This is a genomic window from Acinetobacter sedimenti, from assembly GCF_022601685.1.
Classification (GTDB): domain Bacteria; phylum Pseudomonadota; class Gammaproteobacteria; order Pseudomonadales; family Moraxellaceae; genus Acinetobacter; species Acinetobacter sedimenti.
Map to the genome: position 1 here is coordinate 79972 of NZ_JAKUML010000010.1, position 22321 is coordinate 102292.

Annotated in this window: 20 protein-coding genes; 10 read left to right on the top strand and 10 right to left on the bottom strand. The window is 41.5% G+C overall.

Annotated features, from left to right (window positions below):
* Positions 1–16: 16 nt before the first annotated feature.
* On the bottom strand, positions 17–862 hold the full coding sequence (locus tag MKI79_RS07690) for a peptidoglycan DD-metalloendopeptidase family protein (RefSeq protein WP_241571673.1): 846 nt from the start codon (positions 860–862) through the stop codon (positions 17–19).
* Positions 863–1067: 205 nt separating this feature from the next.
* Positions 1068–1862 carry a 5'/3'-nucleotidase SurE gene (gene surE, locus MKI79_RS07695; protein WP_241571676.1) on the bottom strand — a complete coding sequence of 265 codons (795 nt, stop codon included), beginning with the start codon at positions 1860–1862 and terminating at the stop codon, positions 1068–1070.
* A 118-nt stretch (positions 1863–1980) separates the two neighbouring features.
* Between surE and MKI79_RS07700 the strand changes: the two genes are divergently transcribed.
* Together MKI79_RS07700 and dacC are read left to right on the top strand one after the other, a co-directional pair.
* The gene (locus MKI79_RS07700) at positions 1981–2403 is read left to right on the top strand and encodes an MCR_0457 family protein (protein ID WP_241571678.1); all 423 of its coding nucleotides are present in this window, start codon (positions 1981–1983) and stop codon (positions 2401–2403) included.
* Positions 2404–2598: 195 nt separating this feature from the next.
* The gene (gene dacC / locus MKI79_RS07705) at positions 2599–3753 is read left to right on the top strand and encodes a D-alanyl-D-alanine carboxypeptidase PBP5/6 (RefSeq protein ID WP_241571767.1); all 1155 of its coding nucleotides are present in this window, start codon (positions 2599–2601) and stop codon (positions 3751–3753) included.
* A gap of 94 nt (positions 3754–3847) precedes the next feature.
* Here dacC and MKI79_RS07710 read toward each other — a convergent pair whose 3' ends face one another.
* Positions 3848–5059, bottom strand: coding sequence for an aspartate aminotransferase family protein (locus MKI79_RS07710; protein WP_241571680.1), 1212 nt, complete (start codon positions 5057–5059; stop codon positions 3848–3850).
* Between the two features lie 217 nt (positions 5060–5276).
* Here MKI79_RS07710 and grxD point away from each other — a divergent pair, with 217 nt between their 5' ends.
* Positions 5277–5621, top strand: coding sequence for a Grx4 family monothiol glutaredoxin (gene grxD / locus MKI79_RS07715; protein WP_241571681.1), 345 nt, complete (start codon positions 5277–5279; stop codon positions 5619–5621).
* 181 nt (positions 5622–5802) lie between these two features.
* Entirely contained in the window at positions 5803–6450 is a 648-nt protein-coding gene (locus MKI79_RS07720; protein WP_241571686.1) for an NAD(P)H-binding protein, read from the top strand.
* Between the two features lie 52 nt (positions 6451–6502).
* On the opposite strand, the gene MKI79_RS07725 is transcribed toward MKI79_RS07720, so the two are convergent.
* The 3 genes from MKI79_RS07725 to MKI79_RS07735 form a co-directional block, all read right to left on the bottom strand.
* Complete coding sequence (locus MKI79_RS07725; protein WP_241571689.1) at positions 6503–7024, bottom strand: hypothetical protein; 522 nt, start codon at positions 7022–7024, stop codon at positions 6503–6505.
* Positions 7025–7235: 211 nt separating this feature from the next.
* A complete protein-coding gene (locus tag MKI79_RS07730) occupies positions 7236–8381 on the bottom strand; it encodes an MBL fold metallo-hydrolase (protein ID WP_241571692.1) in 1146 nt (381 codons plus the stop codon).
* A gap of 68 nt (positions 8382–8449) precedes the next feature.
* On the bottom strand, positions 8450–10474 hold the full coding sequence (locus MKI79_RS07735) for an NADPH-dependent 2,4-dienoyl-CoA reductase (RefSeq protein ID WP_241571694.1): 2025 nt from the start codon (positions 10472–10474) through the stop codon (positions 8450–8452).
* A gap of 322 nt (positions 10475–10796) precedes the next feature.
* On the opposite strand from MKI79_RS07735, the gene MKI79_RS07740 reads away from it, so the two are divergent.
* The 3 genes from MKI79_RS07740 (at position 10797) to MKI79_RS07750 (ending at position 13689) form a co-directional block, all read left to right on the top strand.
* Entirely contained in the window at positions 10797–11357 is a 561-nt protein-coding gene (locus MKI79_RS07740; RefSeq protein ID WP_241571698.1) for a PadR family transcriptional regulator, read from the top strand.
* A 57-nt stretch (positions 11358–11414) separates the two neighbouring features.
* A complete protein-coding gene (locus MKI79_RS07745; protein WP_241571700.1) occupies positions 11415–12341 on the top strand; it encodes an alpha/beta fold hydrolase in 927 nt (308 codons plus the stop codon).
* Between the two features lie 310 nt (positions 12342–12651).
* Positions 12652–13689 (top strand): porin, encoded by a 1038-nt coding sequence (locus tag MKI79_RS07750; protein ID WP_241571703.1) that lies wholly within the window; start codon positions 12652–12654, stop codon positions 13687–13689.
* 74 nt (positions 13690–13763) lie between these two features.
* On the opposite strand, the gene MKI79_RS07755 is transcribed toward MKI79_RS07750, so the two are convergent.
* The 4 genes from MKI79_RS07755 to prmB form a co-directional block, all read right to left on the bottom strand.
* Positions 13764–14762: an adenosine deaminase gene (locus MKI79_RS07755; protein WP_241571770.1), complete on the bottom strand. Its 999-nt coding sequence runs from the start codon at positions 14760–14762 to the stop codon at positions 13764–13766.
* Positions 14763–14863: 101 nt separating this feature from the next.
* On the bottom strand, positions 14864–16186 hold the full coding sequence (locus MKI79_RS07760) for an NCS2 family permease (protein WP_241571705.1): 1323 nt from the start codon (positions 16184–16186) through the stop codon (positions 14864–14866).
* 175 nt (positions 16187–16361) lie between these two features.
* On the bottom strand, positions 16362–17456 hold the full coding sequence (aroC, locus tag MKI79_RS07765) for a chorismate synthase (RefSeq protein ID WP_241571707.1): 1095 nt from the start codon (positions 17454–17456) through the stop codon (positions 16362–16364).
* A 12-nt stretch (positions 17457–17468) separates the two neighbouring features.
* Positions 17469–18476 (bottom strand): 50S ribosomal protein L3 N(5)-glutamine methyltransferase, encoded by a 1008-nt coding sequence (prmB, locus tag MKI79_RS07770; RefSeq protein WP_241571772.1) that lies wholly within the window; start codon positions 18474–18476, stop codon positions 17469–17471.
* A 392-nt stretch (positions 18477–18868) separates the two neighbouring features.
* On the opposite strand from prmB, the gene MKI79_RS07775 reads away from it, so the two are divergent.
* The 3 genes from MKI79_RS07775 to MKI79_RS07785 all read left to right on the top strand — a co-directional run bounded on the left by MKI79_RS07775 (position 18869) and on the right by MKI79_RS07785 (position 22220).
* Positions 18869–20242, top strand: coding sequence for an ABC1 kinase family protein (locus tag MKI79_RS07775; RefSeq protein ID WP_241571710.1), 1374 nt, complete (start codon positions 18869–18871; stop codon positions 20240–20242).
* A 37-nt stretch (positions 20243–20279) separates the two neighbouring features.
* The gene (locus MKI79_RS07780; protein WP_241571713.1) at positions 20280–20705 is read left to right on the top strand and encodes a cysteine peptidase family C39 domain-containing protein; all 426 of its coding nucleotides are present in this window, start codon (positions 20280–20282) and stop codon (positions 20703–20705) included.
* A 216-nt stretch (positions 20706–20921) separates the two neighbouring features.
* Positions 20922–22220 (top strand): acyl-CoA dehydrogenase family protein, encoded by a 1299-nt coding sequence (locus MKI79_RS07785; protein WP_241571714.1) that lies wholly within the window; start codon positions 20922–20924, stop codon positions 22218–22220.
* Positions 22221–22321 lie beyond the last annotated feature (101 nt).

Sequence of the window (22321 nt, forward strand, 5' to 3'; positions counted from 1 at the left end):
ATAAAATACAATCAGCTTAACTAATTGGCAAAATACTTACAGGATCAATAGGCTTACCGTCAAGTCGAACTTGGAATTCCAACATGGTTTTGTTCGTTCCTGTGCTACCCATCTCAGCAATTTTTTGACCTGCAGTGACTTTATCACCGTTTTTGACAACCAGTTTGCTATTGTGCGCATAGGCTGTAATGTAGCCATTGCTATGACGCAACAAGACCAATTGACCATATTCTTTCAACCCATCGTCAGCATAAACTACTTCACCTGCTGCGGCTGCATAGATTGGATCGCCTGAATTCCCTGCAAATCGAACGCCTTTTTTATTTTGACTCAAGTCATAGCGATCAATTACTCGACCATTACTCGGCATCACCCAGTTCAAACCTTGCGTCGAGGTTGCAACTGGATTTGGATTAATCGTTGGTGCGGGTGTATTGCCTAGCCCAACAGCTGGTGCAGTCGTCGGGATGTTAGGCTGAACCACATTGACTTGATTAGGTACTGTCGCATTCTGCGCTTGGGTCAAGACACTTTCGCGTTGAATCGTGCCTTGCTCTTGGATTGGGCGAGTTTGCACCAGTCTAGAGGTGTTTTTACTGTTTCCTCGTAAACGCAGTGATTGATTAACGTAGATGATATCCATAGTCTCAATATTATTAATTCGGGCAATCTCTCGATAATCCAAACCGTATTTCTGCGCAATTTTACTGAGGCTATCGCCTGATTTTACGGTATAAAATTCTGGGACATAAAATACCCGTGAGCTTTGTTGATTAATGGTCGGTTTCGAAGCACATCCAACGAAAAGCGTACCTGACAATACACTAAGCACCATTACATTACGGATAACACGGTATTCCATGAATCAAAATTCCTGACTTCTAAACAAATTTTTTAAATAAAAATAACATCATCTATCGATGCCTTTGAGGATACCAAATATTGCCAAAACTTTGCATTGCAGATTGAAAATGTCACAAAGCAATAACATATTTTCTTACATTTGCTGTTTTTTTATGCATATTTGAATCATAGTCAATTCTTCAATATCAATTGTTTGGCGTCTTTTAACCAACTTGCTCTGCCAACTGCTCGAGCAATTCGTAATTTGTCGAATCCATCTTGATCGGCGTGATGCTGATATAGCTGTTGAGCACTGCGTAAAAATCCGACTGTATCGCACCTGCCTCTTTATTCACTTCAACAATCGCTTCACCAGAAAGTCCAATCCAATACACCTGACGACCACGTGGATCAACATGACTTGTGATTGGCTTGGATTGCGTACGACGTCCAAGATGCGTGACTTGCACCCCTGCATACTCCTCAACATCTGGAATATTAATATTCAAAATATGACGTGGTGGCAAACTCGGTAGCCCTGCTTTGACAAAGTCTTTAACCCAATTTGCAGCTTTTGCATAATCATCAGGATGTTCATAGCTACGCACATTTGGCCCTGCAAAAGAAACCGCAATCGCAGGTTGTTTCATCAACCGACCTTCAAATGCAGCGCCAACCGTACCCGAATACAACACATCATCGCCAAGATTTGGACCACTATTAATCCCTGACACCACCAAGTCAAAATGCTGATCTGGCGTATCACTCTGCGCAAGATGATTAAACAACCCATTCATCGAAAGATAGACGCAATCCGCTGGCGTACCATTCACCGCCCAAACTTTTGGAGAAATCTCTGTCGCACGAAGCGGACGATCTAAAGTCAGTGCAGATGAAAATCCGCTACGCTCACTTTCGGGTGCAACAATAGTCACATTGGCAATTTCAGATAAAGCTTTTGCTAAGGCTTGAATACCCGGTGCGAACACACCGTCATCATTAGAAATTAATATATTCACGTTATTACTCGGTTAAACAATCTACAAAAAAGTCTACAAAAGTCATCTAGTCACGAATTGTAAGCTTGGCTATTGTAAAAGAAATTTGCAAACTCTGTATGAATTGAAGGTTTTTATAATGCAAAAATCGGTAAAAAATGTATTGGCTGTGACATTGAGCGCAACCCTTTTAACGCTTTCTAGCTTTTCAGTATTTGCTGAAGCTGACAAATCAAAGTCTGCTGAGAAAGCAGAAAATAACATCGAGATCACTCCTGCGATTCAAACCACGAAAGAAGAAGTCGCTGTGGTACATGTACTCTCAGAAATCTGCCCTGACATCATTGGCAAAAATCAGAATTTTAACAAAGGCTATGAGCGTATGCTCACCGAAATGCTACCAGGTATTTCAGACCCTGTACTTGCTGTAGAAGCATTGAGTGAAGAAGGTGACTATCAAGAAGTCCTTTCCCAAGCTCGCCAAAATGCGTCTAAATACAGCCGTGAAGACAATCGTGAAGTGTGTCTAGAAATGGTGCAATGGGGTAAAAAAACGACTTAAATGATGTCTGTGTTTTAACTGAGTGACTTGTATATCTTTAGATTATCCAAGCCAGCAAAATCAATTAACAAAAATACAGCTGAAATGCGCTTAAATCATTTGGTTTAAGCGCATTGCTATTTTAGAATGTTGTTTTTAGATTTTGTTAAATTTCGTATTGGATAACATCGCATGGCTCGCCGTTTCGCATCAACAATGACCTACACAACAACTCTCACAGCAACACTGATCGCTTCAACTGCCCAGCTGAGCTATGCTGCAACGGTGATCCCTTCACCACCTGAACTGGATAATAAATCATACGTCATCATGGATTTTGACTCAGGTAAAATCCTCGCATCAAAAAATGAAAATGAGCATCTTGCGCCTGCATCTATGACCAAGATGATGACGAGCTACATCATCGAACAAAAATTACTCAAAGGTGAACTCACCGAAGACGAAAAAGTTCGTATGAATGAATCGGCATGGTGTCGTGGGAGCAGTAGCGAATCATGTATGTACGTTCCGCTAAACGGTACAGCAACAGCTTTAGAAATGCTTCGTGGCATCATCGTCCAGTCGGGTAATGATGCGTCAAAGGCGATGGCTGAACATATTGCAGGCAATGAAGGCACCTTTGCGCATATGATGAACCAAGAGGCGAAACGTATCGGCATGAACGATACCAACTTCATCAACTCAACAGGTATGCCAGCTGAAGGTCACTATTCCAGTGCGCTCGATATGGCGAACTTGGCAAAACACATTATTCACGATAGTTCAAAATACTATCCAATCTATTCAGAAAAAGAATTTACCTTCAATGGCATCAAGCAAGGTAATCGTAATGCTTTGCTTTATACCGATCCAAGCGTAGATGGTCTTAAGACTGGACATACCGAAGAAGCAGGATTTTGTTTAACCACTTCAAGTAAGCGTGGTCCAATGCGTTTGATCACCGTGATCATGGGCGCACCAACCATGCAAGCACGTGCAACGCAAACACGTGAATTGCTCAACTGGGGCTTTGGCAACTTTGAAACAACAATTATCCGCCCTGCCAAACAGGCATTAGCTACAAGTCCAGTGTGGTTTGGTCAAGAAGATGTTGTACAGCTAGGTATCGTTGACGCGCTTGCGACGACCATGCCAAAAGGTCAAGCAGACAATATCGAAACCAAACTGCAAGTTAACCCTGAGCTTCGTGCACCACTGAAGCAAGGTCAAGTCGTTGGTAAAATCACAGCAACATCAAATGGTAAAGTCGTTGCAGAACAGCCTTTGGTCGTTCTAAAAGCAGTTGAAGAATCAGGCTTCTTTGCTCGTTTGATCGACCATATCAAACTGTTCTTTAGTGGTTTGTTCTAATCTTAGATTTATCGTCATTACACTGTAATGCCAAATTAAAAAAAGGTTCTCCATATGAGAACCTTTTTCTTTACTCTAAAACTTTAAAAAGCCTTTAAGCCAAGAAGTCTTCAATCAATGGGACTAAGCGATTGAGTAAATCATCTGCTTGATCTTGTGTCAGATTCAACGGTGGTAATAAACGCACCACGTTTCCTGCTGTGACATTGAGGATCAGTTGCTTTTCATCTCGTGCACGAGCAACCAATTCTGCGCAATCTTTTGGCAACTCAATACCAATCATCATGCCGAAACCACGCACATTGACATCATGTACAGAGAGTCGACGATTCAACTCATCCGCAATATATTGACCAATTTTTGATGCGTTGATAATCGCAGCTTCTCCAATCAAACTATCAATCACGGTACAAACTACACGGCTACCAAGTGCCGTACCGCCATAGGTCGAACCATGATTGCCTGCTGCAAGTACGCCAACAGCTTTACCACTGGTGAGTACTGCACCAATGGGAAAACCATTGCCCAAACCTTTCGCCGTGGTCACTACATCAGGGCGAATATTGGTATGTTGATAGGCGAAATATTTGCCTGTACGACCATTACCTGTTTGGATTTCATCGAGCATTAATAGCCAATCGTTTTTATCACAGATATCACGAAGCTGTTGCAGATATTGAAAGCCTTGTGGTGCAGTATTGATACCGCCCTCACCTTGAATCGGCTCCACAAAAATCGCCACAATATCAGGATTGGTTAATGCTAATTTTTCAATAGCATCCATATCACCAAATGGTACACGTAAGAAATTATCCACCAATGGCGCAAAGCCTTCTTGAACTTTGGCATTACCCGTTGCAGAGAGCGTCGCTAAAGTACGACCATGAAAAGATTTCTCAGCAACGATAATTTTGCCATTAAGTATATCTCGATCATTACCATATTTACGTGCAATCTTGATCGCACCTTCATTGGCTTCTGCACCGCTATTGGAAAAAAATACCTCATCCATGCCTGATATTTCAGCGAGCTTTTGCGCCGCAGCAGTTTGCCACGGAATTTCATAAAGGTTACTGGTATGAATTAAGGTCTGTGCTTGATCGGCAATCGCTTCGGCGATCGCAGGATGTGCATGACCTAAACCACACACGGCAATACCAGATAGTGCATCTAAGTATTCCGTACCATCTTCGGTATAGAGATAAGCACCTCGTCCTCGAACAAACGCAATCGGCTGACGTGCATAAGTCTGCATCAGATGTGATGGTTGATTAGTTTGAACAGGAGCTTTAGTAAACTGTGCCATGATTTATCTCTATATAAAAAATAAATGGAATTAATTAAAAAACTTCTACCAAAAGAAAAAGATAAAAGCATTTCCAATGTATAACGAAAGCTAGGTCAATCCAAGTGATTTTTTGTCTTGTGGAAATACCTTGATCATATGTAATCCAGTAAAAATGATGCTTTAGTCATGATCGGATTTTGGCTATAATAGCCGCATTGAAATAGAGGAAATGAAAATGACTGAACAAGCTCGTGATACCGAAGCATTGATCCGTGATCAAATCGAGAAACATGCGGTATTACTTTATATGAAAGGCACACCACAATTTCCACAGTGTGGTTTTTCTGCACGTGCAGTCGAAATCTTGAGCCAAATCGGTCGCCCTTTTGCTTATGTAAATATTCTTGAAAATCAAGATATTCGTGCAACACTTCCTGCGATTGCCAACTGGCCGACTTTCCCACAACTCTGGGTGAATAAAGAATTGATCGGTGGTAGCGACATCATGATGGAAATGTTCCAAAATGGTGAACTCCGTACATTGGTCGAAGAACATAGTCCAGCACCTGAAGAAAACTAATATTTAAAGCTCAGCTTTAAGAAACTCAAAGCCTTTAATGGATAAATCTGTTAAAGGTTTTTTATTATCTACAACATTGTAAAAGTAAAAAAATTCACAAAGAAAACCTTGTTTTAGACATCGTCTTATTTATATTGGAAATAGAAAAGATGAATGATTGAAAAATTAAGGAATTTATAAGATGAAAATTTTATTACTTGGTGCAACTGGTGTCGTGGGTCAACAAGTGCTTGCGCAGGCTTTACACCACCCACGAGTGACTAAAGTCTTTTGTCCTGTGCGCAAACTCATGCCGTTGGAGCATGATAAACTTCAACAATTTCAATTGGATTTTGGGCACATTGAGGCGCAACTGCCAACACAGATCAATTTAAAAGAAATCGATGCGGTGATCAGTGCACTCGGCACCACCATGAAACAAGCGGGTTCAAAAGATGCTTTTCGCAAAGTCGATCATCACTATCCATTAACATTCGCTGAAATTGCTAAGCAAAATCATATTTCCACCTATGTGCTAAATTCTGCAATGGGCGCAAATGCAGATTCGATGATTTTTTATAATCAAGTCAAAGGTGAGTTGGAACAGGCGTTAAAAGATTTACATTTTCCATCCTTAACTTTAGTCCGACCTGGATTGATTGAAGGCAATCGTGATGAGTTTCGCTTAGGTGAGAAACTGGCATTGAATGTGATGCGACCGCTCAATGGATTATTGCCGAAATCTTGGCGTTTAAGCCCTGCACAAAATATTGCTAAAGCACTATTACAATCTGCGCTAGAGCAAAAGCTTGGGATGCACGTAATATCTGCAGATCAACTGGCTGAATAATCTGCATAGAAAGCGCATAGTTTTATTTAGTGCGCATCGTTGTTTAACTGATTTACATCTTCATATAATGCAAAACGTAGTTGGTGGTTTCACCTAACCACTCTTCTCGTTCTTCGTTCTCGTATTCAAAAACTTCGCTAAGACACAAATCTTCTTTATTAGGTTTGATCTCGGCAATGATCGGTTGAATGTCAGCAAAATAATCCTGAATCATCTGATCTGCTTCACCAACTTCCACTTCTTCGAGTAAATAGAAAATCATAAATAATGCCCAATCATAAGCAAGATTTGGCTGTGACTGATGAATTAACAGAATGATCTTTTTAGCAGCCGCCAATGCTTTGTCATACACCACAACTTCATCATGCAAAGCATAGTAAGGCGTACCAAACTCAACATAGATAAAGTCTGAATCTCGATCCCATACAGCAACGATCTCATTCGATGTTTCTATATCGTCTTGATCATTCACAGGATGTTCAAAAATATATTCAAAATTTTGCGTTTTGAGTGATTGATAATATTCAGGGTATTTCTTTGCTAATGGAAAATTATGTATGCGAAAAGTTTGCATATAGTCATTTTTAAGCAATATATCCATCAGCCGAAAGTGGGTATAACTGGTATCAAAATAAGCCTGTAAACGATAAAATTGGCGATGAGTTGGCGTTGTTCATGACTTGAAATACCTAAGATATCAATGATGCGAATTGTGGCTTCCACAAGATCTTCGATTTCATGCATCGACATTGTCATTACTCCAAACTTACAATCATGAAAAGATATTAATCCGCTTGATACGATTCTCTTGGTGCATAGGGCGATTTCCACCATTCGCTTTGTGGCAAATTCTGAATGGAAAATATCTCTCCAATCATCGGTGTGGTCAGTGTTATTGGTGTATTCACAATGGCTTTTTGTGCACGTTCGATTGGATCACGCCATTCATGTAATGCCAAATCAAACTTGCCCCAATGAATCGGTAACATCGCTTTGGCTTTTAGATCGAGTGTCGCTTGCACAGATTGCTCTGGGAACATATGTATCTGTGCCCAAGCTTGGTTGTATGCACCATCTTCCATCAGAGCAATATCAAATGGACCAAACTGCTCACCGATCTTGGCAAACTCAGGTGAATAACCACCATCACCACTAAAATACAAAGATAGATTCGGCGACTTCACCACCCAAGAGCCCCACAATGTACGATTACGCTCAAACTTACGTCCACTGAAATGACGAGATGGCGTAAACACTAAACGGGTATTTTTAAGCGTTACTTCTTCATACCAATCCATTTCGGTGATTTTGGCATCACTCACACCCCAACGCTGCAGATGTGCTTTAATCCCTAGTGGTACATAGAAATGCCCTACTTTTTCATTAATATCTTGAATCGCCTGATGATCGAGATGGTCATAATGATCATGAGAAATGATTACGGCATCAATCTTAGGCATGTCGTCGATCTTTGGCGTATGTACCATTGCAAAGACTTTTCCACCGATTGGAATCGGTGAGGCACGATTAAATACAGGATCAGTCATGATGGTGAGATCATCTGTCCGAAACAGCACCGAAGAATGCCCAAGCCAGACCAATTGTCCATTTTGCAAAGGTTGTTGATGTAAATTTAAAGCACGCATCACCAGTATATCAGTGGGATTCTTCTCCGCAGGTGGATATACAAGTTGATACAGCGTCGATGCTAAGGATGGGCTCTCTGCAGTTGATGTATCATTTTTGGTTTCAATTAAGTTTTTAAAAACTTCACCATTAAAATGTTTTGATGCCTCAATCTTCTGCTGACTTTTTGCATCAGGTTGCCCGCCAAAAGTTGGTGCAAAACGTAAAAACAAATAAGCCAGTACAATCAAAATCACTAAAATGATGATCAACCATTTCATTAATAACCACAACTTACGCAACATGGCCTACACTCAAATAAAAACATCAAAAAAGCATCAAAAATCGAATCAATACATCTTCAAAAGTATCATTAAATCTTCGCTGCTAACTCAGCACCTTGTCGTATCGCACGTTTGGCATCAAGCTCACCTGCCTCTTTTGCACCACCGATCAAATGGACATTTTTACCCACTTGTTTCAGTGCATCATACATTGCAGTAAATGACTCCTGACCTGCACAAACCACCACATGATCTACGGTTAACAATTTCGCTTCATCATTGACATGAATGTGTAAACCATCTTCATCGAACTTGTCATAGCTCACACCTGATAGCATTTTGACTTGATGATTTTTCAATCCTGTACGATGTATCCAACCTGTAGTTTTACCTAGATTGGCACCCACTGCGCTATTTTTACGTTGTAGCAAGTATATCTCTCGGATCGGCTCATCATGCTGTGCAGCTTTTACGCCACCTTCCCCCTGATAGTCTTTATCAATGCCCCACTGACGATAAAACAACTCAGGATTCATCGTCGCATTATCACCTTCTTGCAGTAGATATTCTGCGGTATCAAAACCTATACCGCCTGCACCAATGATCGCTACACTTTTCCCTACATATTTTTTATGTTTGAGCACATCAAGGTAGCTGATGACTTGCTCAGAATCTGCGCCGTCAAAATCAAGTTGACGAGGTGTAACACCTGTTGCCACGACGACAGCATCAAATTCATCTTTATTTAGCTCTTCAAAAGTGACACGATGATTTAACTTCAAGCTAATATTGTCACTTAATTCGATCTGACGTTTGAAATAACGCAAGGTTTCATAGAACTCTTCTTTGCCTGGAATGGTTTTGGCAATATTAAACTGACCACCGATTTGATGATCAGCCTCAAATAGTGTCACTTGATGACCACGCTTCGCTGCATAAAGTGCAAAACTACAACCTGCAGGACCTGCGCCAACGACAGCAATTTGCTTAGCTTCATCTGCCAATGGAAAGAGTAACTCTGTTTCATACGCCGCTTCTGGATTGACAAGGCAAGTGGCGATTTTATTGCTAAAAATATGATCTAAACACGCTTGGTTACAACCGATACAACTATTGATTTCATCGCTACGTCCTTCACTGGCTTTGTTTACAAAATCAGGATCGGCGAGCATCGGACGAGCCATCGACACCATATCCGCATGCCCTTGTGCCAAAACATATTCGGCAACTTCAGGCGTATTAATCCGATTCGACGTAATCAACGGCACAGTGAGATGTTTTTTTAATTTTTCTGTGACCCATGTAAATGCCGCACGAGGTACCTTAGTGGCAATGGTCGGAATCCGAGCTTCATGCCAACCAATCCCTGTATTGATAATCGTTGCACCTGCTTTCTCAATGGCTTTGCCCAGTTGGATCACTTCCTCTAAAGTCGAACCACCCTCTACAAGGTCTAGCATCGAAAGACGGTAAATAATAATAAAATGCTCACCCAGCGCTTCACGAGTCTGCTTGACGATTTCCACAGCGAAGCGCATACGGTTTTCATAGCTACCGCCCCACTCATCATCACGATGATTGGTTCGTTCAGCGATAAACTCATTAATCAAATAGCCTTCCGAACCCATGATTTCCACACCATCATAGCCTGCATATTGAGCAAGCGTGGCACATTGGACAAAATCTGCAATGGTTTGTTTGATTTCTTCTGCGCTGAGTTGTTTCGGCTTAATCGCATTGATCGGCGCTTGTACCGCAGATGGTGCAACGATATTTTGCTGATAAGAATAGCGTCCCGTATGCAAAATCTGTAAGGCGATCTTACCACCAGACTCATGCACTGCTTCGGTGATGATTTTATGTTTATCTGCTTCTTCGGTGGTATCTAGTTTTGCCGCATGATCAAAGGTACGCCCTGCATCATTCGGTGCAATACCACCAGTCACAATCAAGCCCACACCACCTTGCGCGCGCTTGGCATAGAAGCTCGCCATACGTGCATAGCCATTCGGTGCTTCCTCCAAGCCAATGTGCATCGAACCCATCAAGACACGATTTTTTAAAGTAGTAAAACCTAAATCCAATGGCTGAAGTAAATGCGGATATTGCGACATGATTGTTCCTTTTGGCTGTAAGCAACGTAAACCATTTAATATTTTTCAGTATCTTAGACATTAAAATATTGAAATAAACAACGGCTTGGCGTACCTTATTGGCTTTATATTGATGGCTTTAATCGCCTGTAAACTTTATAAACGATGCCTATCGACGATGCAATCACTAGATTCTATTCTGCAATAATAGCATCATGATTCATCAGATCATGTTTATACAATTTAAGCAGAATGTTATATATTCCTTTAGACGTTTAAAAGTTTAAGATCACAATAGATTGCATCAAATTTGATTTGAATCACATGGAGTTGGTGAATAGCGATGTCCTTAGCTCACGTACTTTTAACCAGTCTTTTAGAAAAACCAAGTACAGGCATCGAATTGGCTCGTCGCTTTGACCGTTCTATGGGATTCTTTTGGAATGCGACGCATCAGCAAATCTACCGTGAGCTCAAACAAATGCTTACCAACGGTTGGATTAGCACCCTTGCAACCGATGATAGCGATTCACGTAAAAAGACCTACCAAGTCGTAGAACAAGGTCGAGAAGAACTACAACGCTGGGTGGCTCAGCAAGATGCGCCAAGCAAACTACGTGATGAACTGATGGTCAAACTACGTGCCGAAGCACAGCTTGGCGGTGCGACCATATTGCCCGAACTACGTCGCCACTTAGACTTGCATCATGCGCAGTACACACTGTATCAACACATTGCACAACGTGATCAACAAAAACAAATCAATCAATCTGATCGTACTGGGCTCATACAACGCAAAATCTTACAACTTGGTATCGAGTTCGAAATGGGCTGGCTTGCATGGCTTCAAGAAATCATTCAAATTTTAGAAAGTGATTCTTTTGATCCTGAACGTAACAACTAAACGAAATATCATCTTTAATTAAATAACATTGAAAACATCTAGGGAAAAGGAACCTCCATGCCACACTACACCATGCCCGATCAAGAACGTCTTTATGTACGAGAAAATGGACACGGTGCGCCTGTTTTAGTGCTATCTGGGCTAGGCATGAGTAGTTGGCAATGGTTGCCTTATATCGCACCTAGCCTTCGGGATCGAAAGTTTTATATTCCTGACTTCCGTGGTTTTGGTCACTCCAAACACTGTAAGATTCCAACGGATGCAGAATTCAAAACAGATGCGATCCGTAGCCATTGGCGTGACGTAAACTGTTTGTTGGAGCAGATTAGCCAAAAAGAAAACCTTGAAAATGGTATTGATGTGATTGCCTACTCGATGGGTGCCACCACAACCATGCACGGTATGAAATACGGTAATTTTGCTGCAAAAATTAAACAATATATCCATATGGATCAAAGCGCATGTATCCGCAATCAAGATGATTGGCAATATGGTCTATACGGTACTCAACAAGGTACTTTTTTAAATATTTTAGATCGAATGTTGGCGCTACTTTTGCCTTATTCAGATCAACACCAACCAATCTCTACACTTCCACATCACGTTCAAAACGAACTTATTTCGCTATTCAATGAATTCGTCGCTTTACAAAGTTCAAATGCGTTTATTTCTTATCTCGATCAATTTCAAATCACAAAGTATCTAAAAATCAAATCTTTACCATTTCAGACTTTGGACTATTTGTATTGGTATCTCAAAAGCTACCAACAACATAATGAAGACTATCGCCAAGCACTGACTTCATTTGAAAATCCTGCACATTTTATAATCGGGAAGCGTTCTGCTTTGTATTCATCACGAGGACAAATTGCGATTGCACAGCAATTAAAACAATCAAAAATACATATTCTTCCACGTTCTGGGCATGCTTTGGTGATCAATCAACCCCTTTTATTTACACAGACTTTAAATCAATTATTGTGATAAGGTATTGAAAAATAGAAATATAGTTTTTCGATATTTTCAGCAATAATACAATTCAGCGTTGTCGTTACAAAGTTTATTTTGAAAAGCATAAAAATATTTCATGTCTTCACAAATTTCATATTTTTGTAACATTAGTTATAGATACTTGCTCACAAGTTCGTAACCTTATGTAACTTTTAGACTGATCTTCCAAGTCTGTGAGTCAAAGTTGCATAAGACATAACAAGGCTTACCGCTTGTAGTGCATAAATAACAATGGGTTGTAACGCACTATAAGTTTTCCCTAAAAAATTTTGGAGAAGATTCAATGAAAAAATTGCTACTTGCTTCTGCAGTTGCAGCTTTAAGCCTAAATACAGTTCAAGCCGCTCCTACTTTATACGGTAAATTGAACATCAGCTTAGACCAAGTTTCTAATGACGGTTTCAGCGAAGATAAAGTCACTGAAGTCAACTCAAATGCTTCACGTCTTGGGGTGAAAGGCGAAGAAAAAATTACTGATACACTTTCTGCAGTTTATTTAGCTGAATGGGAAGTTAGTGGTGACGGCGATGACGAAACCCTTAAACAACGTAACCGTTATGCAGGTTTGAAATTTGCTAACGTCGGTACTTTGAAAGCTGGTCGTTTTGACACATATTTTAAAACTGCTGCGGGTAGCGACCAAGACATTTTCAACGATACACGCCTTGATATTACAAACATCCTAGTTGGTGAAGATCGTTTGAGTAACGTAGTTGGTTTTGAATCTGATCCATCTTTACTTGGTGGTTTGGGCTTCAATATCTTGTTCCAACAAGGTGAAGGCTCTACTGATGATGCTGGTGAAGCACGTGATGGCTTTGGCGACAGTATCTCTACTTCTGTGACTTATGAAAGCGACATCGGTCTTGCACTTGCGTTAGCGGGTAACTTCGACGTACGTTCTAAGTGGGCTGCTTTAGAAGGTGATTCTTATTATACTGATGCTATTCGCTTAACAGGTTCTTATGACTTCTCGAATGCCGGTGCAGAAGGTCTTGTAATTGGTGGTTTATTCCAACAAGCTGAGCCTTCAGAAGAAATTGCTGGCTTTGACGACCTTGAAGAGCAAGCATTTGGTTTAACACTTGCATATAGCATCCCATCTACACCGTGGACTGTTAAAGGCGAATACGTAACAGCTGAAACCTCTGCAAATGATGAAGATGTTTCTTTTGATCGTTACGGCGTTGGTGTTGACTACAAACTTAACAAACAAACTAAGTTGTATGGTGTACTTGCTCAAACTAAAGCTGACGAAGACTTTGGTTTTGATGAAGACAAAGAAACTGTATTCGGTCTTGGTATCGACCTTAAGTTCTAAGTCTGACTTAGGCTAAGTGAAAACAAAAAAGCTGAACCTCGTGTTCAGCTTTTTTTAGTGCTCAGTGGAAAATTTTAACTATTGACGACTTTCTGCATCCACTCGGTTTTTTCAGACTCAGGTAAAAAGCTCGCTTGGAATGAGTTCGATGCAAGTTGACGAATATCTTGAGATGACAAATCTAATGCGTCTGTGATTGCATAGAAGTTATCATTCATATATCCACCAAAATACGCTGGATCATCTGAATTCACCATTACATTGACACCCTGATCAAGTAAACGCTTGATATTGTGCTGTTGCATATCATCAATAACACAAAGCTTCAGATTACTTAACGGACATACGGTTAACGGCATTTTTTCAGCGATTAAGCGAGCCATCAACTGCTCATCTTCTTCACAGCGTACACCATGATCAATGCGATTCACTTTGAGCAAGTCTAGTGCTTCCCAAATATACTCTGGCGGACCCTCTTCGCCTGCATGCGCCACGATCAGATAACCTTGTGCTTTGGCTTCACTAAATACACGTTCAAATTTACTCGGTGGATGCCCTACTTCACTTGAATCTAGTCCCACACCGATGATTTTATCTTGATACGGTTTCGCCTGTGCCAAAGTTTCAAAAGCAGCTTCTTCGCTTAAATGACGCAAGAAACACATAATCAAAAATGAGCTAATGCCTAGGTTTGTCTTTGCATCTTGGCATGCTCGCTCAATCCCATTGATCACGGTTTCGAATGGCACACCACGATCGGTATGGGTCTGCGGATCAAAGAAAATTTCTGTATGCACCACATTGTCCGCTTTACATTTTTCGAAATAAGCATAGGTCAGATGATAGAAATCTTGCTCATGTAGTAGCACATTAGCCCCTGCATAATAGATGTCTAAGAACGATTGTAGGTTGTGAAAATCATAGGCTTTTTTGAGATCATCCACCGAACCGTATGGAATATCCACGTGATTACGCTGTGCAATCTCAAACATCAGCTCAGGTTCAAACGTGCCCTCGATATGCACATGCAATTCTGCTTTTGGCAGAGATTGAATCAATTCTCGGTGTTGCATCTGATCTTGCATCGCAGTACTCCAAAGTTTGGAAATTTAAAAAAGAAAAATGGCGTAGGCTTTGTATAAGCTACACCATTAATAAAGTTTATTCGTAAAAATTAGCCACCATAAATTGCAAACTTAATCGCCCAAACAATGGCAATGATCCACACCATATATGGTACAGCTTTTGCCTTGCCAGTGAGTAGCTTAACTAAGGCATAACTGATAAAGCCAATGGCAATACCGTCTGCAATCGAATAGGTAAACGGCATAAAAGTCATGGTCAAAAATGCAGGTACTGCTTCGGTGATGTCATCCCAATCAATACCCGTAATGCCATGCACCATCAATACACCCACATAGAGTAATGCAGGCGCAGTCGCATAAGCAGGTACACTTTGCGCAAGTGGAAATAAGAACAATGCCAAGAGGAACAATACAGCGATCACAACAGCAGTCAGACCTGTACGACCACCAGCTGCAACACCTGAGGCAGACTCGATATAAGGTGTAGTCGATGACGTACCTAATGCTGCACCCGCAATGATCGCAGATGAATCTGCCATCAAGGCACGTTTTAAACGTGGTAATTTTCCATCAACCAACAGTCCTGCACGCTGTGATACGCCAACTAATGTGCCTGTACTGTCAAACAAATCCACCAAGAAAAAGACAAAAATTACACCGATCATTGACGCAGTAAATAGGCCTTCAAAATCCATTTGCATAAAGGTTGGTGCAATCGAAGGAATTTCGCCAAATACACCTTTAAACTCGTTATGACCTGTCAAAGTTGAAAGCATAGTAATCGCTAAAATACTGATAATGATCGCACCACGTACTTTGAAATGATGCATCACCACGATCAATAAAAAGCCCAATGCAGTGAACAATACAGATGCAGAAGAAAGATCACCCATTTTGATCAAAGTCGGCTCATTAGCAATTACAACACCTGATGATTTGAGTGCAATCAAAGCAAGGAATAAACCAATACCACCTGCAATTGCAAGTTTTAAAGACATTGGAATAGCATTGATCATCGCTTCACGGAACTTAAATAAGCTGACAAATAAGAACACAACACCCGATACGAATACCGCAGCCAAAGCTGTTTGCCACGGCACACCCATGCCCATACAGACTGAAAAGGTAAAGTACGTATTTAAGCCCATACCCGGTGCAAGTGCGATTGGATAGTTTGCAACCAGCCCCATCACCATACAGCCTAATGCCGCTGCCAAACAGGTCGCCACAAAGACTGCGCCTTGATCCATTCCTGTCATTGCAAGAATGCTTGGGTTGACGATGATGATGTAACACATCGCCAAGAATGTAGTAAATCCTGCCAATACTTCCGTGCGTACACTGGTATTGAGCTGTTTGATATGGAATAGTCGATCTAGTAGACTATTACCATTGTTGGAATTTGATTCCATAGACTTTCCCTCAAAGCAAATTGCAAAGCACAAAAATGGTCACAACCAATTTTAGCCAATTTTAAATACGACTTAAAAAAAGTGAGCAGTATCAAGTTTAAATAAAAAAGCCCCAAATGAAAATTGGGACTTTTAAGTTAACTCAAAATTCAGAATTTAGTTTTTAACTCAAAAACTATTTCGGTTCAATCGGTGTGAGTGGCGCAACCACATCGGCATTTTGTGCACGATTTCTCAAGAAATGATCCATCAATACAATCGCCAACATCGCCTCCGCAATCGGTGTGGCGCGCACGCCAACGCATGGATCGTGACGACCTTTGGTGATCACATCCGTCGCTTCACCTTGCAAATTAATGGTTTTTCCTGCGGTGGTGATACTTGCGGTAGGCTTGAGTGCAATTGCGACTCGGATCGCCTGACCACTCGAAATTCCACCTAAAATCCCACCTGCATGATTTGCACTAAAGCCTTGAGGGGTTAGCTCGTCACGTGACTCATGTCCAAACTGCCCTGCGACTGCAAAGCCATCGCCAATCTCTACGCCTTTGACCGCATTGATGCTCATCATGGCGTGCGCAATGTCAGCATCGAGGCGATCAAATACAGGTTCACCCCAACCCACTGGCACATTTTCAGCCAAGATTTCGAGCTTCGCACCGCAGCTTGTACCTTGTTCACGCAGTGAAGTCACAAGCGCCTCAAAGCGTGGCACAGCATCAACATCACCACAGAAAAATGGATTATTTGGCACTTCATTCCAATCCAACTTTTCAGCCGTTTCCGTGCCAATCTGCGTGACATGACCTCGAATCAATACGCCAAATTTTTCCGCCAAATATTTCTTGGCAATTGCGCCTGCGGCAACACGCATTGCCGTTTCACGGGCACTTGAGCGACCTCCTCCACGATAGTCACGGAAGCCGTATTTTTGCGTATAGGTATAATCGGCGTGACCAGGACGGAAAGTTTCAGCGATATTGCCGTAATCTTTTGATTTTTGGTCAGTATTACGAATCAACAAACCAATTGGTGTACCTGTGGTTTTACCTTCAAACACACCTGACATAATCTCGACTTGATCAGGTTCTTTGCGCTGTGTGGCAAACTTTGAAGTCCCCGGTTTACGGCGATCCAAATCCGCTTGCAGATCACTTTCTGTCAGTGACAAATTAGGCGGTACGCCATCTACGATCGCCATCAAGCCCACACCATGCGACTCACCGCACGTCGTCACACGGAATAATTGACCAATACTATTACCTGCCATGTTCAATTACTCCTATTCAATCGCTTGTTGGAAAATGTTCTGATATTCACGGCATTGCTGAGCTGTTAACGCAAAAATGCCTGAACCACCATTTTGGAAAGTCAGCCAGTGAAAGTCGATTTTATTAAAATTCTGCTTGAGTGCCCACTCGCTATTACCCACTTCGATGATCAATAAACCATTTTCACTGAGATAATCTGCAGCCACAGCAAGCATCTTACGCACCAAGTCCAAACCATCTTGCCCTGCTGCCAAAGCCAATTCAGGCTCGTGATGGAACTCCGCAGGCAAATCTGCCATATCCTCGGCATCGACATACGGCGGATTCGACACGATCAAATCATATTGATTTTCTGCAGGGACACGATCGAACAAATCTGACTCAAGCAATGCCACTTGATATTGCATATTGTGATGTTCGACGTTGATCGCAGCGACTTCCAAAGCATCTTTGGAAATATCTGTCGCATCGACCGCCGCATCAGGATAGGCATATGCCAACGCAATGGCGATACAACCCGAACCTGTACAGAGATCCAAAATACGCTCAGGCGTTTTTAACGCAGTCGGCTGAGTCGCATCAGGCAAACTGTGTTGATCAGTCTGCATCTGACCATGCTCATCTAGGAAAAATGGCGCAAAACGATCGACAATCAACTCAGCAATCGGCGAACGTGGAATCAATACACGATCATCGACATAAAATGGTTTTCCTGCGAAATAAGCAAGATTTAGCAAATATGAAGTTGGAATACGCTGATTGACACGCACTTCGAGCAGATCTAAAACCGCTTGTTTCTCAGATGGAAGCAATTTTGCGTCTAAAATTTCCGCATCAGCCGACCAATCCAACGATAAGGTTTGCATCACCAATGCCGAGCTTTCTGCAAAAAAATCTTCCGTGCCTTGACCTAGATGTGCATCGTACTGACGTAAAATCGTCACGCCAAAACGGATAAAGTCACGAATGGTTGATAAGTTCTCTAATGCTTCTTTGAGCACTTCGCTACTGACTTGCATTGCACCTTCATTTTCATTGCTTTGCTCATCAAACATATCATCTACAGCTTGATCTTCATCAGGAAGGAATTGATCCACGCACTACTCCAAAAATCGAAATTTCTACACATGAAAAATCGCTAAAAATTTGACGGTCTATTCTACTGAATTTTATCGGAACTTACTATCTTAAAGGACATTATTTAGCAAAAGATGCCTATGTTGATCAAGAGCTTAAAGACATTCAAATCTAAAACAATTTCTTCAATGATTAAAATGCTTGCTTTGATAAATTTCATAACATTGATCGTTCAAAAATTTATTGAGAATGTTAAAGCTTTTAATACGTTTTCTATCAAACTTTACTGTACAATTGTCTTCGTATGTTTTTCAATTTTCAGGATTTTGCTTTTATGTCAGATAAAAATGACAAGTTGGACAACCTCAAAACCTCTGCTTTTGATCGTCGCTTTTCCATTGCAAAAGCATCTTTCATCGCAGGTACACGCTGGGCATCAGCCAATGCCAGCAGCATGTTTTCCAATGAACAAGAAAAAGATAAAAAACGCAAACAAGCCATGAGCGAACAGGCGAATTATCTCGTCGCAGAAATCGGCAAACTCAAAGGCTCAGTGGTCAAAATTGGACAAATGATGGCGCTGTATGGTGAGCATTTTCTTCCTGCGGAGATCACCCAAGCTTTAAATACCTTAAATGATAAAACCGTTGCCCTTTCATGGCATGCAATTCATAAACATTTGAAGCAAGAGCTTGGCTCAAAGCTTGACGATTTAACAATTGACCATGAGCCACTTGGCACAGCATCACTTGCGCAAGTCCACCGTGCCGTGCGTAAATCTGATGGTTTAGAACTCGTGTTAAAAATCCAATACCCAGGTGTTGCTGATGCAATCGACTCGGATATGAGTTTGTTTCGCAGTATGTTACGTCTGACTCGTATGGTACCGCAGACGCGTGAGTTCGATGAGTGGTACGAAGAAGTCCGTAGCATGATGCACCGTGAGGTGAACTATCATATGGAAGCTGCGACCACGCAACGCTTCCACGATCGTCTCAAAAATGATGACCGCTATGTCGTCCCAAAAATCATTGATCAATATTGTACCGATCGTATTTTATGTATGACTTTTGAGCGTGGCGTACCGATTAACAGCCCAGTGATGTTGTCCTTGCCACAAGCTCGTCGTAATGCACTCGGTGAAGCATCTCTTGAGATTGCTGTGCGTGAGTTGTTTGAATGGGGCGAAATGCAGACCGATCCAAACTTTGGTAACTATTTGGTTCGTTTAGGCAATGGTCAAGATATTCAAGATAAGATCGTGCTCCTTGATTTTGGGGCGATTCGTCAGTTTGATGAACATCTGCTGAATGTCGCACGAAATCTCATTGTTTCAGGTTATCAACATGATAAAGCTGAAATGATCAAATCCATGTCAGGTTATACTTTCTTCGATTCGATTCCTGAATCCGTCAAACCTGATATGTCAGAAGTCTTTTTATTGGCGACCGAAGCCTTTAGTGAACCAGCTAACAATCCTGATATGCCCGAAGGCCTGATGGATGCTGAGCACCGCTACGACTGGAAACGTAGCCAATTGCACAATCGTGTGATACAGCGTGCCAGTAAGTCGATGGCATCACGCTACTTCTCTATTCCACCGAAAGAGTTTATGTTTATTAGCCGTAAGTTCATTGGTGCATATACTTTTATGACCGTCATTGATGCTAAAACCAATGTGCGTCGTATGATCACACCTTTTGTTTAATTACACCTTGATGTAATTGCATAGTTAGCATAAATCAATGAACTCGCCACAACCGTTTCAAGTGATTATCCAAGAACAAGAAACTGGTTGTGGACTTGCCTCAGTCGCCAATCTCGTTGGTCGTTCTTACGCCGAAGTCAAAGCCGTTGCCAATTCAATTGGCATCTATGCAGAAGATCAAGCGCTGTGGTCTGATACGGATTATGTCCGTAGGCTATTAAAACATTTCAATTTTGAGTGTTCAGCGTTAGAAATGCCTTTTACCCAGTGGGACGCACTCCCCGACCTTGCTTTATTGGCAACAAAGTATCATGAGGATAATGGCAAATCCTTTTGGCATTGGGTGGTGTTTAAACGTATTGAAGGCAAGCCATATGTTTTAGATTCTGCCAGTTATTTAACTGAAAATTTGCGAACTGATTTTGAAGACATCCATCCAAAATGGTTTATTGAAATCTTATAGCTTGGCAATTTTAAATGTCAAAAAAGTCAATCCACAGAAAACAAACTTAATTAAATTTTAAAAATAGCACATATATTTCAATTATATAAATCACAATTAAGCAATTTGATCATTTGCCAATTTATCCAAATCAAATTTGTCAGCCCTGCGATAGTTTTTTTTTAAGGCTGTGCCAATATAGTTGTACACACGTATAAATACGCCAAGAGGATTGTGATGAGTAAAACAATGTTTGATAAAGCGCAAGGCATCGGCTTGTCATTGATGACCAAACTTGCTTCGAGTGATGCACTTGATCAATTGAAACTACGCAAATTCGTTGAGCGCTCGTTTTATCACGGTTCTCGCACAGGTTTTAGCACACTCTCGAAAACGCAGAAATTTTTAAAACCACAAAGTAAACAACCTCAACAACGCTTGCAATCCCAGTCTAAAAATTTTTTTGACCTGAGCCTCACCGCAGAGCAAAGCATGCTTCGTGAAGCCTTACAACGCTTCGCCAAAGATGCAATTTATCCAAGTGCGATGCAAGCGGATCATCAAAGCATTTTCCCAAGAAATTTATTGGAACAAGCCGATGAGTTAGCACTCAACTTTTATGCGCTTCCAGAGCAATATGGCGGTGTCGCAACTGAGCAAAGTGCGGTGAGTAATGTCTTGATCGCTGAAGATTTGGCACGTGGCGACTTTAGTTTAGCCGCAGGATTACTCAGTACATTTAGTGTGATTAATGCCATTACTCGTTGGGGAAATAGCGATATTCAAAGTCAATATTTGGCAGATTTTGCCGAGCAAACAGATATTCGTGCAAGCATTGCTAGTCAAGAAAATACGCCTGCATTCAATCCTTTTGAACTCACCACACAAGCTGAGGCCTTAGATCAAGATTTCCAAATTAGTGGTGAAAAGACCATGGTCGTCATGGGCGAATATGCTGATATTTTACTGGTCAATGCCATGTATCAAGGCAAACCTGAGCTCTTTATCATTGAGCGTGACGACAGCATCAGTATCCGCCAAAGCCCTGCGATGGGGCTACGTGCAGCAGAAACAGTGACCTTACGTTTTCACCAAACCCCGGCTCGTCGTTTAAGTTCAGAGGATTTCGATTATCAAGCTTTCTTGGACTTTGGACATTTGATGTGGTGTGCAATGGCGGTTGGTACCTGTGAAGCGGTCAAAGCCTACTGTATCCAATATGCCAATGAGCGTACTGCTTTTGGCGAGCCGATTTCTCATCGTCAAAGTGTGGCATTTATGATTGCGGATATGGCGATTGAGATTGATGCAATGCGCATGTTGGTTTGGAATGCCGCAAGCCTTGCTGAAGCAGGAAAAGATTTTCATCGTGAAACTTATCTCGCACGCCTACTTTGCGCTGAAAAATCCATGAAAATAGGTACCGATGGCGTGCAAATCTTGGGCGGTCACGGCTTTACCAAAGAGCATCCTGTGGAGCGTTGGTATCGTGATTTAAGGGCGACGGCGATCATGCAATCTGGCCTACATGCTTAGATCGTCAAATGACTTCAACTCCACTACTGCGTTACCCTCGATCACAGTACCTCATGTACAGCTTCACTCAGGTGCCTTGTATTGGAATTAAATTCATTCGA